Raw genomic sequence first — 19,330 nt, forward strand, 5'->3', positions numbered from 1 at the left:
CGTCGCGCAATGCGCGCCTCGCCCGCGATCTCGACACTCGTGCGCCAGAGCGCGTCGTGAGGTCGATCTGGTCTGCCACATCCTCGAGCTGCTCCTGGAATCTCGCCGTGATGACCAGCAAGTCCTGCGATAGATCCACAAGCGTTTCATAATCCATTGGGTAATTCTCCGTTAGTTACTGACGCAGATTGGTTGGCGAGTGTGGTCTGTTCGGAGTCGCACTCTGGGTTCCCCGGGGGCGAGCTCGTGTCCCCGGTTCAGCTCACCACTGGGTTGGTAAGGTGACAATCGCCTGAGCGCTGGATCCAGGCTGGAAGGTGCCGTGCAAACAGCAATACTTCAACTACCTTATCTCGTAGGCTTATTCGCTCGGTTAGGGATAGATAATTGCGAGGTACTTACGATGGCGCTCTAATCACGGCATGCCCGCCTCCGGCGGCCAGCGCTCGCGATCGAGCCGCGGTTCGTCACCGCGCGCGCACTGAAGCCGATGGCCGGCCGTTCAAGATCACGTTCGGCGAGATGCGCGAGATGGGATTGCGCCGCATTCTAGTCCACTGCCATTGCGGTGATCACATCGCTCTGAGCGCCGATCGCTCGCCAGACGATATTCGCTTGTGTGATGTCAGCCCCTCGGGGCGGCAACAGGGGAGCTGAAGTCAGGCCGGATTTCGAGAGGTACGCATCCGAAGGGGGCCGTCTTGCGTGACGGATGGTAATTCGCGAAGCGTGTGACCTTAAGTCTAGCTTTAAGGTCGTCAGGCGATGCGGGTCGAGGTTTTGGGCGGGCGGAAGCGGCGGCGGCGCTGGTCGCAGGACAACAAGGCGCGGATTGTCGAGACGTTAGCGCCGGGCGCGAAGGTGACTGAGGTTGCGCGTCGCAACGGAGTAGCGGCCAGCCTGGTGTTTACTTGGCATCGACAAGCACGGACGTCGGAACAAGTTGTACCATCTTTTACGCCGGTGCAGATCGCCGCCGTGGCGGATCGGCTGAGGAAACTCCGAAGCTTTTGCCTGCGGTTGAGGGCGGAGTTCGCTCCGTGGCAGCCGCGCGTACTGGATTGATAGAGATCGATCTCGGCAACCGATGGTGCATCTGGGGGGATGCGCACGTCGATCCGAAGGCGCTGGCGCAGGTCCTCGATTGCTTGGATGCCGATGATTGCTATACTGGGGAATGTGCGAATGTGGCTCGCGACAGGCTACACGGATATGCGCAGAAGCTTTCCGTCGCGAACACTCCAAGCGCAGGAGGTGCTGCACAAAGACCCGCTCAGCGGTCATCTGTTCGTCTTCCGCGGTCGCCGCAGCGACCTTGTGAAGGCGATCTGGAACGATGGCTAGGGAGCCTGCTTGTTCACAAAAATACTCGAGAGAGGGAAGCTCATCTAGCCATCGGTTGCCGGTTATAGCGCGACAATCGGGATGAGAACGCGCGTATTGCCTCACATATCGATGCTCCCGGGCGCGATTGGTTGCCTCATTTATTTTGCTCCTGGCCTGAGTTGAGGAGGAGGCCGGGTGCGGAGATGGCGGGGTTTCGGAGCGTCCGGCCTCCCTCCGCAGGCACCTCGCACGTCATTGGGGCGTTGTCACCTCATACCCTGGCGGCATTTTCTCACTTGAAGCGAACAGAGCGCATTCGCTTGCTCGCTGCGCCAGGATTTCCGCCGATGTTGAAGGGTTCGAAGCTTGATCCGGATAGGCTCCAGGATACTCCACCTGCAGGCGCGAGAGCAGTTCGCTGCCACTCCGCCAAGGCTCGGCTTCAAACCATTTTCGCAAATCTGGCGTTGCCCGGATGAGCGGGTCGGGACGACGCCGGCCTCTTCTCGCCTTCACGAGTAGCCGATCCGTTGGTCGCATGGCTCCGTCCTTCCAAGCTGTGCGTAGACTTGCCAGGAAACGATCGATCGAGTGCGATGCCGCAGCAGGGCTGCCGATTGGTTGGGTATCCGCGAGGGCCGCGAGGCGTTCCTGCCCGTCGCGAATGTCGCGCAACAACGCGACCGGATCGAGAACGGCATAGATTTCTTGAGATGATGGCGGACAGCATCAGGCGTGCGGGCGTCTGCTGCCAGGTGTTGGTGAGGCGTTGCTGACGCGCGGTATGTCTTGCGTACACGAGCACCGTCGCAAGACGTTCACGAACAGCCGCGCTGATCGATACAGTTCGGCCAGCAGCTCGGCCGCTTCCAGGCCTTCGAACCTACGATAGCCGACCATCCTGCGCACGACGGCGCCGTTCTTTTGCTCGACGAACGCCTGGTTATTCTTCCGGTAGGGACGACAACGCGGGGAGACAATGTCGGCCGCTTCGCAGTAGGCCTTCAGCGTCTCGTTCACGAACACGGTATCATGGAACACTGCGACGCAGGGAATGTGCTGTGTGCCGCCGGCGCTTGCGACCTAATTTTTCTCGGACCTGCACCAATGCGCGATCGATCGTCGCAGCGCTCATCGCCAAAAGTTTGGCACGCATCTCAGGGGCAAGGTCGAGGTGCCCGTGGCGTTCCATCGCCTCGATCAGCGCAGGCATTAACGCCCTCAGTCGCTTCCCGCAGATCCGGTCTTATGCTCCCAAAGCAGCACAAAGCGCGGTGTGTTCTGCTTCATTGTAGATCCGACGTCGCCCCCGTCGGCCTTGGCGTGCGTCTTCCTTGTTTCGAAGTAGACGCATCGCATGCTTGCGATGGGATCCGGTGATGTCGACGAACTCGTCCAATATCCGTGCCTTCTTCGCGATCCGAACGCCGGTAGCGCACGCCTGCCGCCGCCGTCATGAGGTTGCGGGCGCGGGCCATCAGATCGACCGGTCTTTGCAGACGCACACCTTCAACGTCGTTACCCGACAGCATATCAGTGAGCCGTTCGATGGCCCAATGAGCGGCTGCGCTGAAATCCCGAACGTTGAAAAACGATTCTGTTTCGGGAGCGAACGTCTGGCCCGGTACGAAGAGCCTTCATCATGCCCGTACAATCTGTCCATGGTCGTCGCGCCCCTCTAGGCTAATGTTCGCTGTCGCCGGACCCCACGCTTTGCAGCTCGGCAGGTGTTCTCAGTCATCTGTTATTGAGTTGTTGGAACGACGGAAGCATCAGGACCGGCGAGCATTCGGAAAGCCCTGTCATTAGAGGGGCCTAAATAGCCGGGCGCGTTGTTGTACATCGTGGAGCAAACGACGTGCCAGAGCAGTATATCTTTCTAAACAACGCGCACCTCCGAATCGCCGCGTTCCATGTCCGACTCGTCGAACATCCGACAACGGGTGTAATCTAATGGACGTCTGAGTGTATTCAAATCGCGCGTATATGACGCTTCATCAAATGGCGCGTGCGTGAGCCGCCAGTTTTTGCGCAACGTCTCGGCTTGCGCATCAGGAGTTTCCATTCCGTCATGCGCTTCACGATGAACCGGACCGTCTCCGGTCGACCCGCAGTAGCGGATAAGGCCAAGGAAGACATCTGGCTCTGCTCCTGCGTTGCCCTTGCCGATGCACTCCACCTCCGGAGCCTGGAACGAACAATACTTTAAGCAGATGGCCTAATGGCTGAGCTCCGCTCTAGGCCTGCCTCTTAATATCCCGGAGCCGTCACTGCCGACTTCCGTCTTCTGCACGCCTGCTTTGCGACTTGGTGCGATACACGACGATAAGCGCCATTGCTCTCGAATCTCTGAGACTCAGCGGTTGATCAAGTTGACGATGCCATGCGGCTTACTTGAACCGGTGCGCCAATCTCAAAAGTCACTGTTCGAAACAGTTTCAAAAGTCACTTTTTGAAGCAGTTTCAACGTCGTTGACGAGAGGCCGGCGCGCTGACATGAATCCAGAGCAGGATATTGGCTGCTCTTTGGATTGTGGTGTGTGGCGTCACGAGAGGAGGTCTTTGCTCGCGATAAGATGTGTACGCATGAAAGGCCGCCTCACCGATGCTGGGGACTTGCAGGATGAGCGAGGCTGGGGGCACAGCCTCGCCCCAGCGAAGCCTTAGGCCGCCTTGACGTTGATGGTCTTGGCTGCCTTCTTGCGCCTCTTCGGTCTTCGGTAGAACGACATTCAGTACACCGTACTTAAAAGTGGGCTCGATCTTGTCGGAGTTGACGCCGTCCGGTAGGGCGAAGAGGTTTCATCTCGCTTGTCGCCCCTGATACTAAGACCACCATGAGTAAGCTTGACTGCGATATTCTTCTGGTCGAGGTTAGGTAGTTCGACCGTTATCTCGTACGCATTGTCGCTTTTGGTCACGTCGACCGCCGGGGCCGAAAGCTTCTTGCAAAGATCGCGTTTGAGGCGCGCGAGCGAGCGGACTGGCTGGTTCCAAAAGCGGCCACCGAGATCGTCGAAAATCCGATCGATCTCGCTTCTGAATGCCGAAAATGGTTGCCATATCTCGCCCGCGACGGCGGGATCGTTGGTCGAACTTCGCGACAGGTCTTTGGTTTCAGTTGCCGTGATCAATTCTCCATGGAAGTTTGACGCTTTCGGTCGCAAGAGAATTAGTCGTGGCCGCCGGCCGCCAGTTGATTTCGTCCAATAGGTGACGACGTTGCTGACTTCCTGGGCAGTCCGCGACGTGCAGCGCGCCGATAGTCCGTATAAGAATAATCGGCCTGCCAAAAGCTCTTTCACCTCGGAGGGAATAGCGCGCGATTTCACGTCGGCGAATTGCTCACCTTTGCCGCAGATGACGGGCCCGCTTTACATATTATCTGTCACTTTCGTTAAACGATTTCGACCAGAGCCGCTCCGCGAAATCCAGATGGCACTTCATTACGTCCGAGAGAGTTTTGGAATTGGCAAGATTCTTCAGAAGATTGGCCTGAGCGTGCAGAGAGGAAGCAGCCAGCTTTGACCCGTGTTTCAATGCCGCACCGAACAGGTCTGTTGTCTCCGGCTGATGCCCGGGCGGCCCGTTCGGGCTCTGGATCTGACTTCCGTTCGCGTTTCTCGTACTCGGGACTTCTCGCGGGCATTCAACGTCTCCCCGTCTGAACAGGATCGCAGCGCGCTGCGTGGTCTAGATGCGACCAAGAGGCTTCGGAAAGTACCACAACCGGCAACATGGCGAACCTATCTCATTTGGTAGCGCTTGCTCAATCGGGATCGCTTAAGCGGATATGCGCGGGCGAGCTTGGCTGTCTGCTCGGCATTGACAATGAAGACAATTCCTATCGATTAGCTTAGCGTCGCGCTTCCGAGCGCGAGCGTCGCAAACGTCCATGACTAGGTGTCTGGTTCCCGCAAATGAACTCATGCACGATCCATTGTTGCTTTTGCGCTATGGATGTTATGTAACGCGCACGCCTGCAGCAGGATGCGCGATATTTCAATCGATCAGCCTGACCTCGACGGCTCTGTATTTCGAGCGCTGTTTATTGAAACGAATACCGAAAGTCACGCGCGTGCCGGACACCAGATCAGCTCCTGCGCAGTCGCGAAGGTCCGATATGTGCACGAACAAATCCTTGCCGTCGCCATAGTCAGGCCGAATGAACCCCCAGCCCTTTTCAACGCTGTACGACACTACTGTTCCGGTGCGCATGTTTGTTCCAAGGTCTTTGCGGCTCGATATCGCCGCCTACTACTCCGGAGCTGCGGGTGCACTTTCCGTTCCTAACTCGACGGCGACGAGCGCGAGCGAAGATGAGCGCCGCCACTTGAACATCCTGACTCACCTCGCCTCACAGCAAACCGGCGGGGCGGACCAGGCGCTACAAGCGACGAGCCCGCCGGTAACATTACCGCATCTGGAGACCCGGTGATGCTGCCCAGGACCGAGCAAGGGTCGTGCCGAATCGAGAATTGGAGATTCTGCAGGCGCTTCGTGGCGGGCTACAGGGTCAAGGTGTTCGCTTTGGTCTGAAAACTGATGGCCGACGGGGGCACTGTCCGTCCCAGTTGGTCCCGCCGAACTTCGGACTGCAGGCTCACGCTCGCGTGTCCGATCCCGGGGGCACCGACACGTCCGGACCGGCCCGCAAGATCACTGTCATCCTCCACTGTATCTGGGTCGACGGCACATCATTCGACGGGGGCAACATGCCAGCCCGACTTTTTTTGCAGGTTCCTGGCCCGGTCCGCCGGGCTGGCGATGCCCGCTGGGACGGTGGTCGTAATGACCTCGGTCAATCGGCTGGTAGCGGCTCGTCCGCACCCCGTTGCAAACGAGGAGGCACCCGATCCGGACATCATCATGAGGCGCTTACGACCTCGGAAAGGACCATCGGGCAACTGATCACATTGAAACCAGGTGACAGCAAATCAGCTTATTACTACGAGCTCGCTATAGATCCACCAGCCGCGCTCGCCCCGTCTGCGCAACCCCGACCTGCTCCGTCGGGCCGAGCGCGACTACTTTGCCATATGGCTTCAAAAAAAGTTGACAACAACCCGCAATTAAAGAGCCGTTGGCGATAGCCCTCATACTGGGGCGCTCGGCGGCTGTCAGCAGATTGGGACCAATCGCAGTCGCACCGATGACGACGCGGATCTGACGCATCGATTTGCGGACGGCCTTGAGGAAGGCTCGGCTCGCGTTCTCCATTAGATGCCAGCGATCCGCGACCTGCACCGCCTGCGGCAAGGCTTTGGCCGCCGCCTCACAATATTCTCCACCACGGTCTCGGGCGACGATCGCGATCGTGGGATGAGCACGTCAGGCTTGGGCGGTCGTGGGTTCACGATCCGGCAGTAGGGTGACGATCCGGCGTCGTTCCAGATTGCAGATGATGCTGGCGCATCGGTGATTGCGCCGCCAGGCCCAATCATCAATGCCGATAACCCTGAGCGGGCCAGCCAGGGAACGGCGACGGCGTCGGACCACGCGCAGGAGCGTATCTTTACTTACCGGCAACATCAGCTGTTTTGCGAAGGTTGCCGCCGGACGACCGCCAAGCGCCAGACCAAGGTGATGGACGATAGAGCCCAGCCTCGCCGTGCGTCGCGCCGACGGAGCCAGTATCCCTTGCGAAGCGCTCAGCGAATATATAGCACCGCACAGGACGGCGTCGCAGCGGAAGCGACGGGCGATCACCAGGAGCTCCTACGATCCGCCCCAAGAGCGGCAGATCGGTCACGCGTCGTCGATTCCGGCTATCGACACGTCGGGAAACCGTTCTCTACGACGGACATACGCCAACGCTTCTGGATGCTCGGACCGTAATGACAACTTTGTCACCCTCGTAGCACGCGCTCTCTTCAACGAACCCACGCGGCACCAGACTGGAGCGGTGGAGTGCTTGCTGCATGGCGCTGATTTTCCCCAATCAAAGCGCAAGACATCCTCCAAACTGCATCAAAAGTGAGTGGAACGCGTGCTCAAGCCCGCCCGCACCAACATGCACGATGATGAAATTGCTAATCGCTGCCATATTGACGACCTAGCAACATCGGTCGCCAAATTGCCCCGACAACGTGCTGCCCATCACGGCCCAGCGCATTCTCTTGCACGCCCGGCCTGTACGCGATGGCGGCATTCATCCGACCTGCTAAGCACACAGAAATTTCGCTGGCGTATTGAACAGCAGGCAAGCGGGCCTTTTAATCGATCGCATCCCTTCGGACGCGCACCCGTTCTCCAACACGCCGTGCGCGATGGAGGCTCGAAAACTACGCAATCACGAGCTCGACCATCTCCATCTCAGAATCACAGCCTCACGAGGAGGAGCATTCGCATGGGTAGTCGAGCATGTAGCGAAGCTGGACTGGGGTGATTGTCACCACGTCCGCCGCCGACGGCCACAAAAAGCGGCCGCGCTCCAGCCGCTTGGCATAAAGTGACCTGCCCAGTCCTGGCAGGCTCCAAATGTCGGCCGCCTACAAGATCTGGCAGGGGCTTAGCTTAACCAGTTAATGTATATAGCGGAACCTCTGTCCCGCATTTTGCCGCGGGGACACGGGCACGACGGAGGTCACAGATGGTATACAAGAAACTCATCAATCAAAGCGGGCTGACACTTACGGTGTTGCTCATCACGCTCGTCGGCTCCGAGCCGAACCAGTCCGGACCGACCGTCACAGCGGCGCTACCAGTGGGTGACAAGCAGACGATTGAGTACGGTAATGCGCAGAATCCCTTCCTCAATGGCCTCGTGATTTCCTCCTCCTCCGGCGCGTTTTCGACCGGGTCGCAGATCGTGACGACTCGGGGCAGCAGCTGGGATACTGTACTGAACACGCACGATACCCTTGCGGGTGGGCTGAACGTAGTGGGCTCGAACACATAACCCGCCACGGCACCGACGATCCCGCAGTGGCGAACTTGGCCGCTCCTGGATGGCAAGCCAATCCTGGCGGCGTCGCAGCCCCGTCCGGATGAGTGCAGCCGATGGACGGAAACGTAAATCTTGTGACTTCCGCGCCCGTTCAGCGGGATCACCGTGCCGGGTGTTGGATGAGCTACGGCGGAGACGAGCCATGATGCCTTCACTTTGCTTGTCTAGCACGACAAGATGCTTGAAGAAGGGCCCCACGAGTTCATGAAAGGACCGCGTGCGATCATCATGGAATGACGGTATAGCATATGAGTACCAATCTTATGTTGCAGGAGCCGCCCAGCGCGCTGCGGCTGATCACACAGGCGTATACGAGCCTTCTCATTATCGGCTTCGCCCTGCTACCCACTCAGTTCATCGCTTACCTCTATTTCCAGCAAGCTCCCGCGCTGAAGTTTGAAGACCACCTGTTCCACGAATTCGCCATCGCCGTCGCTACCCTCGAGGGGCTGTTCGTCACATATGTGACGTGGCGTTGCTATCAGTCTTCAGGCGAGCCTCTGTTGCGGTGGTTGACGCTTGGTTTTCTGGCCTTCGTGCTGATCTATACGCTGCACGGCGCCTTCACGGGGATGGCACATCGCAACATTTGGCTGTTTCTGCTCTATGGGCCAGCGTCGCGTCTGGCGATGTCGATTTTGCTCTTCGTCGGGCTACTCAGCTACAACCGGCCGTCAGACGGACTTGAGAAGCGCTCGGACACGCGCGCATGGCTGACGTGGATTGGCCTGTTCCTTACGATGGACCTAGCTGTCGCATACGATGGACCTAGCTGTCGCACTGGTCGCCTATTCACCCTATGCTGGGCACCCGGTGGTCCGCCTGTCCATGGAGGGCGGCGCATTGCTCTTCAGTGCGCTGAACGTCGCGGTCTTGCTCATGCGACGGATTCACTCGCCGCTCATGCTTGTTTTCGGCGTTTCTGTCGCATGGTTTGCGCTATCGTCGCTCGCATTCATTTTGGCCGCGCCGTGGAATCATATGTGGTGGCTGGCTCACGCAATCTTTGCTGGCGGATTTTTTTTGCTCAGCTATGGCGTCGTCCAGGCTTTCCGAACAACGCAATCGTTCGCCACCATCTATAGCCAGGAAGAAATGACCGCCCGCCTGGCCAAATCGATGGCCGACACTCAAAAAGGCACTTCAGCAAGTGAAATTGAGCAATCAACGGCTGGAGCGGCTCGCCGCCACTGATCCACTAACCGGTGCCGGGAACCGGCGCCACTTTATCGAGCATATCGGCGCGGAGATCGCACGAGCCAAGAGGACCGGGGCGCCCTTGTCTCTGCTGTCCCTCGATCTAGACCATTTCAAGGATACAAACGACTCACGTGGTCACAGCGTCGGCGATGAGGTCCTGCGCGTATTCGTGCGAAAGTGTCTGGAGGCAATCCGGCCTTACGAATCTGTCGCGCGCGTGGGCGGTGAAGAATTCATGGTACTGCTACCGGGGGCGACGCTCGACGCGGCTGGCGCGGTCGCCGAGCGCCTTCGATCGGCCATCGAACGCACTGCATTCGACGTCGGAGCCGAACCGTCGGTCGGCGTCACCATCAGCGTTGGAGTGTCGGAGTTCAGGCGTGATGGAGACACGCTCGACGGGTTCGTGAACGTCGCCGACCAGCGACTCTATCGCGCAAAATTTGAGGGCCGCAACCGTGTGGTTGTCGCCTAGGATATCGTTCATCGTTCACTCCGTCTCCGGTGCTCTTGACCCGGACGCCCGTTCTCGCTGTTCTCCGAGCCAAAGCCGCCTCTATTAACAACTATTCGGTCATGGTCCATCCATTGCAGTTTGCAGGCAGGTTCGCACCGCAATAGGCTGCGGTCACTAGCTGCCGGGAGCTGTTATGTCGTTGCTTGCTACGACGGCGTCGCGTGACAGCCGTCGTCAAAGTCTTGAAGCGGCATATTCAGGATATAGCTCGTTGCTTCGGTGCGCGAACTTGCCTGTCGCTCGAACACAACGTTTGCGGGAGGCCGCTATCGCGCCCCGATGGCTCATTGCTGCTTTCGAAGCAGCTACTGAAGTTCGGCATCGGCGCAACATCTGGTTCTCAACAAACATGCTGCGGCCAAGAACCTCACTGGGCCACCCCGCGCTGCGGAGTGTTTGAATGAGATGAGAATGTCAACTCCACGATTGCGCGTATTGCACTTCGATTGGCGCAGTTCTGCCACGAGGGACTTCATTGCTCTCTTCGGCGGCGTCGTTCTCACTTCACTTTTAGCGCGTCTCTATGGGCTCAGCCCTCGTTTAGCGCAGCTGGGACAGCGCTATGTGTAGTCGGTACTCGACGACATTATATTCATCGTGTTCGTTGCATTCTTGCTGAGCATTGGGCTCACAATCTTTGGTGTTCGGCGCTACCGAGAACTCGCCGACGGAACTGAAGCACGAACCATCACAGAAAGAGAAGTCCGCGATTTGGCGCGACACGATCCATTGACTGGCCTGCCAAACCGCCGCCTGTTTGATGACGAACTTGATCTGTGCGTTGGCCTCGCCACCGACACGCATCAAGTCGCTGTTCTGATGCTCGGCCTCGACGGCTTAAAGCGAATCAAGGATACGCACGGCCATGCAGCGGTGGACAAGGCACTCTGCGAACTTGCCACTAGGCTTGCCGACATCTTGTGCAAGGACGGCTTCCTGGCGAGGATCGGAGGCGACGAATTCGGGATCGTCCTGCCCAACATTAGCTCCCTCGAGGATCCCGCCAATCTGGCGCGCCGTATCGTGGCGTCTGCCGCCGACAGTTTCGCGATTGAGGCTGGCGCAGCCGAGCTTAGTCTTGGAATTGGCATCGCCATCGCTCCGCTTGATGGCGTCACTCCCCACGAATTGGTTAGGCGCGCAGAACGCGCACTTTATCGCGCGCAAGGCGACGGCAGGTCGCGTGTTCGCTTTTTTGAACCTGACATGGACGTGCATGTCGAGCGGCGCATCAATATTGAGCGTGAGCTTCGGAGCGCTATCGCAACGGATATTATCGAGCCCCATTACCAGCCGGTGGTTTCACTTGTAAGTAATCGCATCGTCGGGTTCGAGGCGCTGCCCCGTTGGGAGAACAAGACATCGGGGCATATTCCGCCTGACGTGTTTATTCCGATTGCAGAGGAAACAGGCCTCATCAACGCTCTTGGAGATCAGCTGTTTCGCCGGGCGTGTCTTGATGCCACTGCGTGGCCAAAGACGTTTTCGCTTGCCTTCAACATTTCGCCTGTTCAGTTGCGGGATTCCGCGCTTGGAGAGCGCATTATATCGCTCCTTGAGCAAACCGGCTTTAGTCCGCGCCGTCTGGAAATTGAAATTACAGAGAGCGCGTTCGTGGAAAGAAACGGGGCTGCGAAGACCGTGATTGACGAACTTCGTCAAGCCGGCGTCCGCATCGCGCTCGATGATTTCGGAACAGGTTATGCTACGCTTAGCCAGCTGCTTTCGTTTCGTCTGACAAGATCAAGATCGATCGCAGCTTCGTGTCGCATCTCCACGACAGCACTGACAGCCGGGTGATCGTTCGTGCTATAATCGGCCTTGCTGAAGGGTTTGGTTTGACGACCACGGCCGGGAGTCGAAGACGAACGCCAGCTCGTCTATCTGGTGTTCAATGGTTGCACAGAAGGACAAGGCTACCTGTTCAGTGGTCCCGTTCCAGCCGCCGGTATCCCCGCGCTGCTCGATCGCGAAGCCAGCCGCGGACCGGTCACTGAAGATGGAGCAAGAAACCCACATGCGTGAGCCGACGCGCTGAGTTCAAGCGTGCTCGGGAGACGCTTGATCAGAATAAAGCGTCTAGAGTTGCCGCGATACATTCGACACATCACCCTGCATTGTTGCTCAGGGCGGGCGCATTCACTTGGACAGGGCGCAGACTCTAAGAGATCACCTTGGCTCGATTACGCGATTGCGGGCGGCGGCCTGTCGTGCATCACTGTTTTGACCGACTCCAGCGTCAACGCACAGGGGCCGCGAACGGCCCTATGCGCTCAGAGTGCGCGAGCGGCCAAGCGCCTGATCTTCGACTACTCCTCTTCGCTCTGGCGGCGTGCAGATGCACGATGAGCTGAATTAACGGCGATCAGATACCCGAAGTCTGGATATTGTCTCGAAGAGCCGTTATCCAAATCCCCTAATGCCCCTCCGACTGAAGCGCCGGAGCTGTCTCCTAACGACTCCTGATTACTCCAGGGAGGGCCGGACGCACACGATCCGAATCACACTTCCACGGACATCCGCGGCTCCCCGTCAGGTGGGAGCCCTCCTGATCAGGCCGTTTATGATCAGCCAAACCTCCCAGGCCGCATTGCTCAGCACCAAACGATCCCCCAAGGCTTCCAAAACGAGACTTAGTCCGATTTGCGACATTACGTTCGAACATGACCTTGACTGTCCGATTTCTGACATGCAGTCGGTCTGGTACACTTCCTTGAAAAATTTTCCCTTACTGATCAAGCTGTCGCAGTTGGCACAGGGTTTGAACAGAGAGGCGCATCCACCGCAGCCGACCACGAAGCGGCGGCTACGCTAACGCTTCTTCGGCTGTGGCCTTTTGACGCAATGACACGAGCTGCCACATGGAGTCGGTCTCAATAGCACGTCACAAAAACTGCCCTCAATGTGGCTCTGCATTGGTCCACCTCGAGTGGCATGAACGCATCGGTGCGCGGGGGGTCCAAGATCTCTGGCGCTGCTGGAACTGCAGGAATGAATTCATGACCGTTTGCACTTCTGACGATACGGATCCTCCTGCCGCTGAGATCACGAAGCTCTTCTTTACCAGCCTGTTAGTCTGATCATGACGCCTGACCCGCTAACACTTGCATCCGAGCGGACTTGGCAATCCAAAGCAAGGCGGAGGGTCGCTTAGGCGAAAACGATTGGGCCGTAGCTGCTCAGTAATACGCTGCGCGACCCTCCCGTCATAAATGCAGTTGGGAGCTATGAGGCTCGTACGTGCAATCGTCGGCTTGGCCCTGTTGGCAGTGGGATTGTACGTTATTATCGGTGAGCACCACGCTGGAACATCGGCGGATGCTACACTCAATGCGCGGCTCTACATCGTTCGCGCCCCGATCGAAGGAAAGGTAACCCTTGCCGTAAAGAGCATCGGCGCGCGCATTAGTCCCGGCGAGCTCATAGCAGAAATCAACGACCAACGCTTCGATACCGCGAGGCTTCTTGAGCTTGACGCGATCGCACGAACCAGCAGATCGAGATCAACCGTCTCGTTAGCCAGCAAGAGGCCTTGTCCGCATCCAGGTCTCGCTTCGATGTTCAATCAACTGATTACCAGCGCGGAAGGGTTCGGCAGATTGAGGCTCGAATTGCCGAAACGAAAGCAGCTCAGGACGCTGCGGCCACACGCCTTCGTCAAGCGGACGCAGAATTCAAGCGAGCAAACGAACTAAGCACGCGTGGTGTACAGACGGCGGCGAATTTGGATCGCGCTCGTGCAACTTATGACGTCGCGCAGCAAGAGCTGGAGAGTACGCAGCAGCGGGTGAAATATTTGGAGACGGAACTTACGTCCGCTCGCGAGGGCGTCTTCATCGGGGAGTCCTATAACGACGCTCCCTCCTCGGCCCAACGTATCCGAGAGCTCGAGCAGCGGTTGGCCGAGCTGAATGTCGACAAGGAGCAGGTGAAAGCACGTATTGTACAGCTCGACCGGCAAGTCGATGCCGAGCGTCTTCGTGTCAATAATTTGAGCTTCGCTACCCTTAATGCCAGCGTCGTTGGTCTGGTCTGGGACATACTAATAGACGATGGCCAATACGCCCGGCGCGGCCAGGATCTCGTCAAGATCGTTGACTGCCGTACCCTGATCGTCACCGCGGGCGTCAGCGAATCTCTCTACGACGGTCTCTCGGTGGGAACGGCCGCGCAATTTCGGTTGTTTCGAGATGATCGTATTTTCAATGGAACCATAACCCGCCTTGGCGGATCCGGTGCGGCCTCGCTCTACACCAATTTTGCTGTGGGTCCAAGTGCGCAACATCTCCAGCGCTTTGATGTCACAGTGACAGTTCCAGACCTTGCAGGAGAGGCAGATCTCGGCTGCGCGATTGGACGTACTGGACGCGTTATCTTCACAGCCGGCCCGATCGCACAATTCCGTCGCTTTATAACGCGGCACGGGCTCTGATGCTTCTGGTGTCGCCACTCGTTGCTGCCTTCGCAGGCGTCGCCCTCATAATTGGGCTTTGGCTTACCGTCTTTCCGTTTCTCAATCCGATGAAGTGGTATTGGCGCGCTCTTCTCCTGGCGACAGCTGCCCTACTGTCTTGGCGTTATATGGCTTGGCGCTTCACCGAAACGTTGGCGCCGCTCGACTGGACTGCGGACGCGCTGTTCAGTTGGGATTCGCCATCCTCGAAGCTCTGACGATGCTTTCTGTCGTAGCGGGCTTTTGCAGAAGGCCGCCGCGCCAGAAGCTAAATCGGAGAAAAAGCCGTGAAGCAAGCCGCTTGCTCGCTACGGCGCTATGGGGGCGCGCTCCGCGAGCGGCTTGCTCCACATCCGCCAAAACAAACAAGGGGTCACTTCTTCATGTCGCTACGGGGTTAAATCCGGACGTCGCTTGACAACCTAAGTAGCTGGTCGGCTTCCGAAGCCTGATGTCAAGCACGGTATCCGACCAGAAAGCCTGATCGAATGAGCAAGGTGGGATCAAAGGTTCAGAGCGGGCGCGGCGCCCTTCGGCGGCCGACCAATTCTGGTAGTTGCCAGCCGGAACTTAGAGCGTAAAATGGCCCGCCATTTTTCTCAGCCGGAGAGCAGCACAATGGGCGCATTACCCCGCATCCAAGTCCTCCGGGATCTTATCGAAAAACAGATTGAAGTCGTCGCGGCGGCTATCTGCGACGGCAAATGCGCGTTGGAGGCCGAGCTGCGTTTAGAGTGGCTTACTCGCGAGCTGGTGATCGAAGAGAGCGGGGAACGCGTCTTCACGCACCAGAGCATAGCTCAACGGCTTTGGGACCAATATAGATGGGCCTCCCGCACGCGCCGTCGCCCCTACACTCTCAAACAACACTAAGAACCTTCTAGGCCGAACAAATCGGTTGGTCGGGCGGGCGAGTCTATTTGGTCGAAGAGACGTGGGAGCCGCGAGTGCCTGAAATCGTGACGCCAATCAGCCGTAAGCGTGCAATAGATTGGCTGAGCGCCAATCCGACCCGCCGTCGTGATGCGGCTGCCGCTGATCGTAAGCGGGCCGAACGCCTTTTGTCTGCGGCCTGATCGATCTGCAAAAGACCGAAGCTGAATACTGGCAGGCTGAGCGCGTTAAGTCGCTCAGTCTGGCCTATCAATTTAGGTAGGCCACGCACGGCGGCTTTCTCGCTAAACCGCACTTCAGCTCCCAGCGGGTAAAGGTTCACGGGAAAGCAGGGTGTGGGTTAGCCTTTATGATCCGAGGGGCTAACTTCACGGGGCAGTGCGGATGCGGCAGGGATAGCGCCTCTATCTAAGCCCCCCAGCCGATAAAGGCGCCGAGTCGCATCCGCGCGGCTTTTGAGCCGACGAGGAAATCATGGCACCAAAGGCTAAGCCTTTAAGGCATTTGCGCGCGCGGGACATTGCTGAAGCGGTCCATTTCGCGACGCGAGTATCCTACAAAAGGTGGCCGACGGGCGTGTGGTTTGAGCTAAGAGATCGGATGGTCAGAACAGCCGACGGGCAATTCTATCTTATCGAAGATCACCCCATTAAGCTTGACGGCCATGAAGTCGCACGGCCTTACAGTCTAGCGAGCGTCTTTGCGTGGCTGCATGATTGCCCACAACAGATTGAGCTTTGAACGGCCCAAGCGGGCCGCTTTTCGTTTGTAAATTTTCCGCGCGGATCTTTGTCAGCTTTTGGAAAGCTAGCCCGAATACTCAGCCATTGAGCTTAGCGGCGCGTGGCAGGGACAGTGCGTGCCCCGGTGTACGCGAGGGGGCTAGAGCGCCGAGTCACGTCACCGCTAATCTCAATTGCAGCGCGGGCGCGGTAGGGACAACGCCCGATTCTTATCCTGACCTGGCGCCGAGCCGTGCCCGCGTTGCTTCCGGTCGCTGAGACTGATCGCCCAAGCGCCTGGCGGCAACCAGTCCTGGTAGTTGCGCCACGGGCTTTCCCGGACGATACTTTCCGCCGTCAGCTTCAGTCGCTTGACGCTGGCCATGTTGAAGTTGGCGGGGCGTGGTAGGGACAGCGCCTCTAATTCCAGCTCGGGCGCGGAGTCACGTTGCCGCTAACTTCTACCATAGGTCCAAATGGACGGTGATCATCAGCGTGACAGACCTTCGCCCGCAGAGCTGAGACGTTCGGAGCGGATACTACGCGCCGATCAGATCGCACCTCGGGGCCTCACTAAGGCCAACGCAGCCGCCTATTGCGGGTGCTCCAAGGACGCGTTCAACACGTGGATTAAGAAGGGCTTGGTACCGGAGGCTATCCCCGGCACTCAGCGTTGGGATCGCAAGGCGATTGATTGGTATCTGGACCGGGCGTCCGGTCTGCCTACCGGGGAGACCGCATCGAGCGATCCGCTCCCAGACTGGCTGACCTCAGAACGGAAGGCTGGCAGATAGGAGCGTACACGTCCAACCTTTTCAAGTGACTCTCGGGAGGCGCTCTATCAAAATTATACTACTGATCAGCCGGATCGCCAATGAACTTTATCCTTGCGACAATTAGGGGCACTCAGGGAGTGAAAGCAAATTGTCCGGTTGAATGCCGTCGGCCTTCGTCTTGATGTACTTGTGCCCGTTGTGGACGGCCACAATCACATCGGCCGTGCGCTTTTCCTCGACATAGAACTCCCATACACCGTTTTCGATTTCTTTGATCGTGTGATCGACGGATTGCTTCCACCTAGACCCGTCCGGGTTTACTCCGCCAACGTTTTTGATTCGCTCGTGAGGGTTCTGCCTGTCAGTCTTGTTGATGCATTGAATTCGTATGCGGCTGGTCACTCGGGTCTCTCCCATCTGCAAGAAAAAAGAGCCTCAGTGTGGACCTCGGCCGTGGGTTAGTGTGCCGACCAATCCCAGTAGGTTGCCTTGCATCCTTCTCGGCGCCGAGTCGCGCCCCCATTGCCAGGCGACCGTGACTGTGATGCGGCAACCAGTTCTGGTAGTTGTGCCACGGCTTTTTGCGGTGGATGTATCCTACCGACAGCCTTCTTCCCTCCCCGAAGCTGGCGGTGGAGTTAGCGGCGCGCGTGGTAGGGACAGCGCTTCTTCTTCTCTCAGATTGAGCGCCGAGCCACGTGGCCGCTAACTCCCAACCATGGGGCCAAAGGATGCATATATTCGAGCGGCACATCACGGCCCTACGGTCGCAAGCGCTTGAGGTGCTTGCAGCCAATCAGGCCCGGGCGGCCGATCAGTCTTTGAGCCTGGCAGATCGCCAAGTCGCGACATTTGATGCCGAGGAGGCTCGGGCAGTGTTAGGCATCCTCGACAGCGTGAAGCCCAATCTTAGGCCGAACGACGCGCGACGGATCGCTGCACGCATACGCGCGCTTCTAGAGTGGGAGGGTTGAGTGCCGCACGACTCTCTCGGGGACAAAGGCGGTCAGCCCCGGTCTTCGGCGACGGTCTGGTCAACAAGGCCTACTTAAACTCGTGAACATCAGCGGCGAAGGAGTTCGACTAGGCAGCTCTCCGGCAATTCATGTCCTGTAGGGTAGCCAAGGTCATTTCGATGAAACGTCAGCTTTCTTGACCAGCACTTTAACGTACGTATCCATCAAGTACACCGAGCGCCTGGCTGAGGCTGGCGTCGAGCCGTCTGTCAGCAGCGTCGGAGATTCCTATGACAACGCTCTTGCCGAAACCATCAACGGTCTCTACAAGGCCGAGGTGATCCATCGGCGCGGGCCATGGCGCAGCTTCGAGGCCGTCGAGTTCGCCACTCTCGAATGGGTCGACTGGTTCAACAACCGGCGGCTCCTGGAGCCCATCGGAAACATCCCGCCGGCCGAAGCCGAGCAACGCTACTACGCCATGCTGGAACAACCAGCCAAGGCGGCATAACTTAAACCAAATGGCCTCCGGCAAACCCGGGGCCGTTGACTATGATTGCCGGAAAGAGCTTCAGCGAGCCTGCGAACAAACCCCTTCGCCTTTTCCTTGGGGATCGTCGTGACGACGGACATGCGCCCGTGCGACTCTTGCTTGCGGGTGCTCAACTTGGGCGCCGCTCGAGCAGGATAGCGCCGATGAGACGCAACCTTCGCTTGCAGCATCGAGTGCAGGCCGCTTAAACTCTAGCCCCTGAGGAGCCCGACGCTCCTTTCGCCAGCCGCCTAATCAGCCTCAAATCATTTGACAACGGACAACGGTTGCCCCGCTTGTGCGGTGCCATCAACCGGTCGGCCCTCTGCTGAGATGTTTCGTTGTCGTGCAGAACTTCGAGACTACAGACGCGAGCGATCGCCACGACGCGGCGCGAGATTCGCTGATGGTTCATGGATTTTGCTTTTAGCTCTGATGCCGGTAGCGGACTGGCTGCCGGGGTTCAGAAACCGTAATCGTGACCGGCCAATGTGCTTTTGGGGTGCCCTTGGACACGGGCGCACCGTCCCCGCCGAACGGGGCTGTTAGCACGCTGGCCCATTGATGGCCACTGATGCTGTCTTCGGTTTCTGAGACCCAAGCCTATGGTCGCACACAACCTAGACGGTTGCAATGTTAATATTCTACTCTAGGCGCGACGAAACCGCGCGCTTCCGCAAGGCTCGACGCTGAAAGAACTTGGCCTTCCATTTGTAGATGCTGGCGTCGCTGACGCCGTGCTTGCGGCATAGATCGGCGACCGACACGCCGACCTCATGCTCCTTCAAAATCCCGATGATCTGCTCGTCCGAAAAGCGGCTGCGCTTCATGCTCTGGTCCTTGTCATGGGCCAGAGCGAACTTCAAACTGGATTAAGCCCGTGGGGCAAGGTCAACGATACAACCGAGTTCAGCTATCAACGCGAGAAGTCAGAAGCGATCGGCATCACCAAAAGCATAAACAGTGGACGGGATAAGGCAGGTCGCCTCAGATCGCACACGGTTT

14 protein-coding genes and 3 pseudogenes are annotated in these 19,330 nt (G+C 58.1%); 9 read left to right on the forward strand and 8 right to left on the reverse strand.

Annotation, left to right across the window (positions count from 1 at the left end; all coding sequences use genetic code 11):
* Nucleotides 1–765 precede the first annotated feature (765 nt).
* Both ACM42_RS38605 and tnpB (ACM42_RS05240) read left to right on the forward strand, forming a co-directional pair.
* Nucleotides 766–1,065 (forward strand): transposase, encoded by a 300-nt coding sequence (locus tag ACM42_RS38605; RefSeq protein ID WP_063710717.1) that lies wholly within the window; start codon nucleotides 766–768, stop codon nucleotides 1,063–1,065.
* 120 nt (nucleotides 1,066–1,185) lie between these two features.
* Nucleotides 1,186–1,344: an IS66 family insertion sequence element accessory protein TnpB gene (tnpB, locus tag ACM42_RS05240; RefSeq protein WP_202948395.1), complete on the forward strand. Its 159-nt coding sequence runs from the start codon at nucleotides 1,186–1,188 to the stop codon at nucleotides 1,342–1,344.
* A gap of 234 nt (nucleotides 1,345–1,578) precedes the next feature.
* Here tnpB (ACM42_RS05240) and ACM42_RS05245 read toward each other — a convergent pair.
* From ACM42_RS05245 to tnpB (ACM42_RS38620), 6 genes and pseudogenes are all read right to left on the reverse strand, one after another.
* Nucleotides 1,579–2,858: pseudogene (locus ACM42_RS05245) on the reverse strand (ISNCY family transposase).
* A 1,200-nt stretch (nucleotides 2,859–4,058) separates the two neighbouring features.
* Entirely contained in the window at nucleotides 4,059–4,658 is a 600-nt protein-coding gene (locus ACM42_RS05250) for an Hsp20/alpha crystallin family protein (protein ID WP_225154082.1), read from the reverse strand.
* A gap of 670 nt (nucleotides 4,659–5,328) precedes the next feature.
* Entirely contained in the window at nucleotides 5,329–5,544 is a 216-nt protein-coding gene (locus tag ACM42_RS05255) for a cold-shock protein (RefSeq protein ID WP_081493998.1), read from the reverse strand.
* Nucleotides 5,545–6,285: 741 nt separating this feature from the next.
* Nucleotides 6,286–6,585 carry a hypothetical protein gene (locus ACM42_RS38610; protein ID WP_100213408.1) on the reverse strand — a complete coding sequence of 100 codons (300 nt, stop codon included), beginning with the start codon at nucleotides 6,583–6,585 and terminating at the stop codon, nucleotides 6,286–6,288.
* A gap of 72 nt (nucleotides 6,586–6,657) precedes the next feature.
* Nucleotides 6,658–7,035: a hypothetical protein gene (locus tag ACM42_RS38615; RefSeq protein ID WP_157785325.1), complete on the reverse strand. Its 378-nt coding sequence runs from the start codon at nucleotides 7,033–7,035 to the stop codon at nucleotides 6,658–6,660.
* A 620-nt stretch (nucleotides 7,036–7,655) separates the two neighbouring features.
* On the reverse strand, nucleotides 7,656–7,808 hold the full coding sequence (gene tnpB, locus ACM42_RS38620) for an IS66 family insertion sequence element accessory protein TnpB (RefSeq protein WP_157785328.1): 153 nt from the start codon (nucleotides 7,806–7,808) through the stop codon (nucleotides 7,656–7,658).
* 110 nt (nucleotides 7,809–7,918) lie between these two features.
* Here tnpB (ACM42_RS38620) and ACM42_RS05265 point away from each other — a divergent pair, with 110 nt between their 5' ends.
* The 6 genes from ACM42_RS05265 to ACM42_RS05290 all read left to right on the forward strand — a co-directional run bounded on the left by ACM42_RS05265 (nucleotide 7,919) and on the right by ACM42_RS05290 (nucleotide 15,318).
* Nucleotides 7,919–8,227, forward strand: a complete 309-nt coding sequence (locus tag ACM42_RS05265; RefSeq protein WP_036046636.1) for a hypothetical protein — start codon at nucleotides 7,919–7,921, stop codon at nucleotides 8,225–8,227.
* Nucleotides 8,228–8,523: 296 nt separating this feature from the next.
* A complete protein-coding gene (locus ACM42_RS05270; protein WP_271526983.1) occupies nucleotides 8,524–9,360 on the forward strand; it encodes a hypothetical protein in 837 nt (278 codons plus the stop codon).
* Nucleotides 9,361–9,431: 71 nt separating this feature from the next.
* Entirely contained in the window at nucleotides 9,432–9,950 is a 519-nt protein-coding gene (locus ACM42_RS05275) for a GGDEF domain-containing protein (protein ID WP_202948393.1), read from the forward strand.
* Between the two features lie 639 nt (nucleotides 9,951–10,589).
* Complete coding sequence (locus tag ACM42_RS05280; protein ID WP_225154083.1) at nucleotides 10,590–11,792, forward strand: putative bifunctional diguanylate cyclase/phosphodiesterase; 1,203 nt, start codon at nucleotides 10,590–10,592, stop codon at nucleotides 11,790–11,792.
* Nucleotides 11,793–13,524: 1,732 nt separating this feature from the next.
* Nucleotides 13,525–14,424 carry an HlyD family secretion protein gene (locus tag ACM42_RS05285; protein ID WP_157785322.1) on the forward strand — a complete coding sequence of 300 codons (900 nt, stop codon included), beginning with the start codon at nucleotides 13,525–13,527 and terminating at the stop codon, nucleotides 14,422–14,424.
* Nucleotides 14,425–15,027: 603 nt separating this feature from the next.
* Nucleotides 15,028–15,318, forward strand: a complete 291-nt coding sequence (locus ACM42_RS05290) for a hypothetical protein (protein ID WP_157785319.1) — start codon at nucleotides 15,028–15,030, stop codon at nucleotides 15,316–15,318.
* A 1,639-nt stretch (nucleotides 15,319–16,957) separates the two neighbouring features.
* On the opposite strand, the gene ACM42_RS05295 is transcribed toward ACM42_RS05290, so the two are convergent.
* Nucleotides 16,958–17,239, reverse strand: coding sequence for a DUF3892 domain-containing protein (locus tag ACM42_RS05295; protein ID WP_370057846.1), 282 nt, complete (start codon nucleotides 17,237–17,239; stop codon nucleotides 16,958–16,960).
* Between the two features lie 768 nt (nucleotides 17,240–18,007).
* On the opposite strand from ACM42_RS05295, the pseudogene ACM42_RS05300 reads away from it, so the two are divergent.
* Nucleotides 18,008–18,304: pseudogene (locus ACM42_RS05300) on the forward strand (integrase core domain-containing protein); the annotation flags it as partial.
* Between the two features lie 716 nt (nucleotides 18,305–19,020).
* Here the strand turns inward: ACM42_RS05300 and ACM42_RS05305 are convergent.
* Nucleotides 19,021–19,155, reverse strand: a pseudogene (locus ACM42_RS05305) (transposase); the annotation flags it as partial.
* Between the last annotated feature and the right edge of the window lie 175 nt (nucleotides 19,156–19,330).

Source organism: Bradyrhizobium sp. CCBAU 25338 (assembly GCF_028128965.1).
Lineage (GTDB): Bacteria > Pseudomonadota > Alphaproteobacteria > Rhizobiales > Xanthobacteraceae > Bradyrhizobium > Bradyrhizobium liaoningense.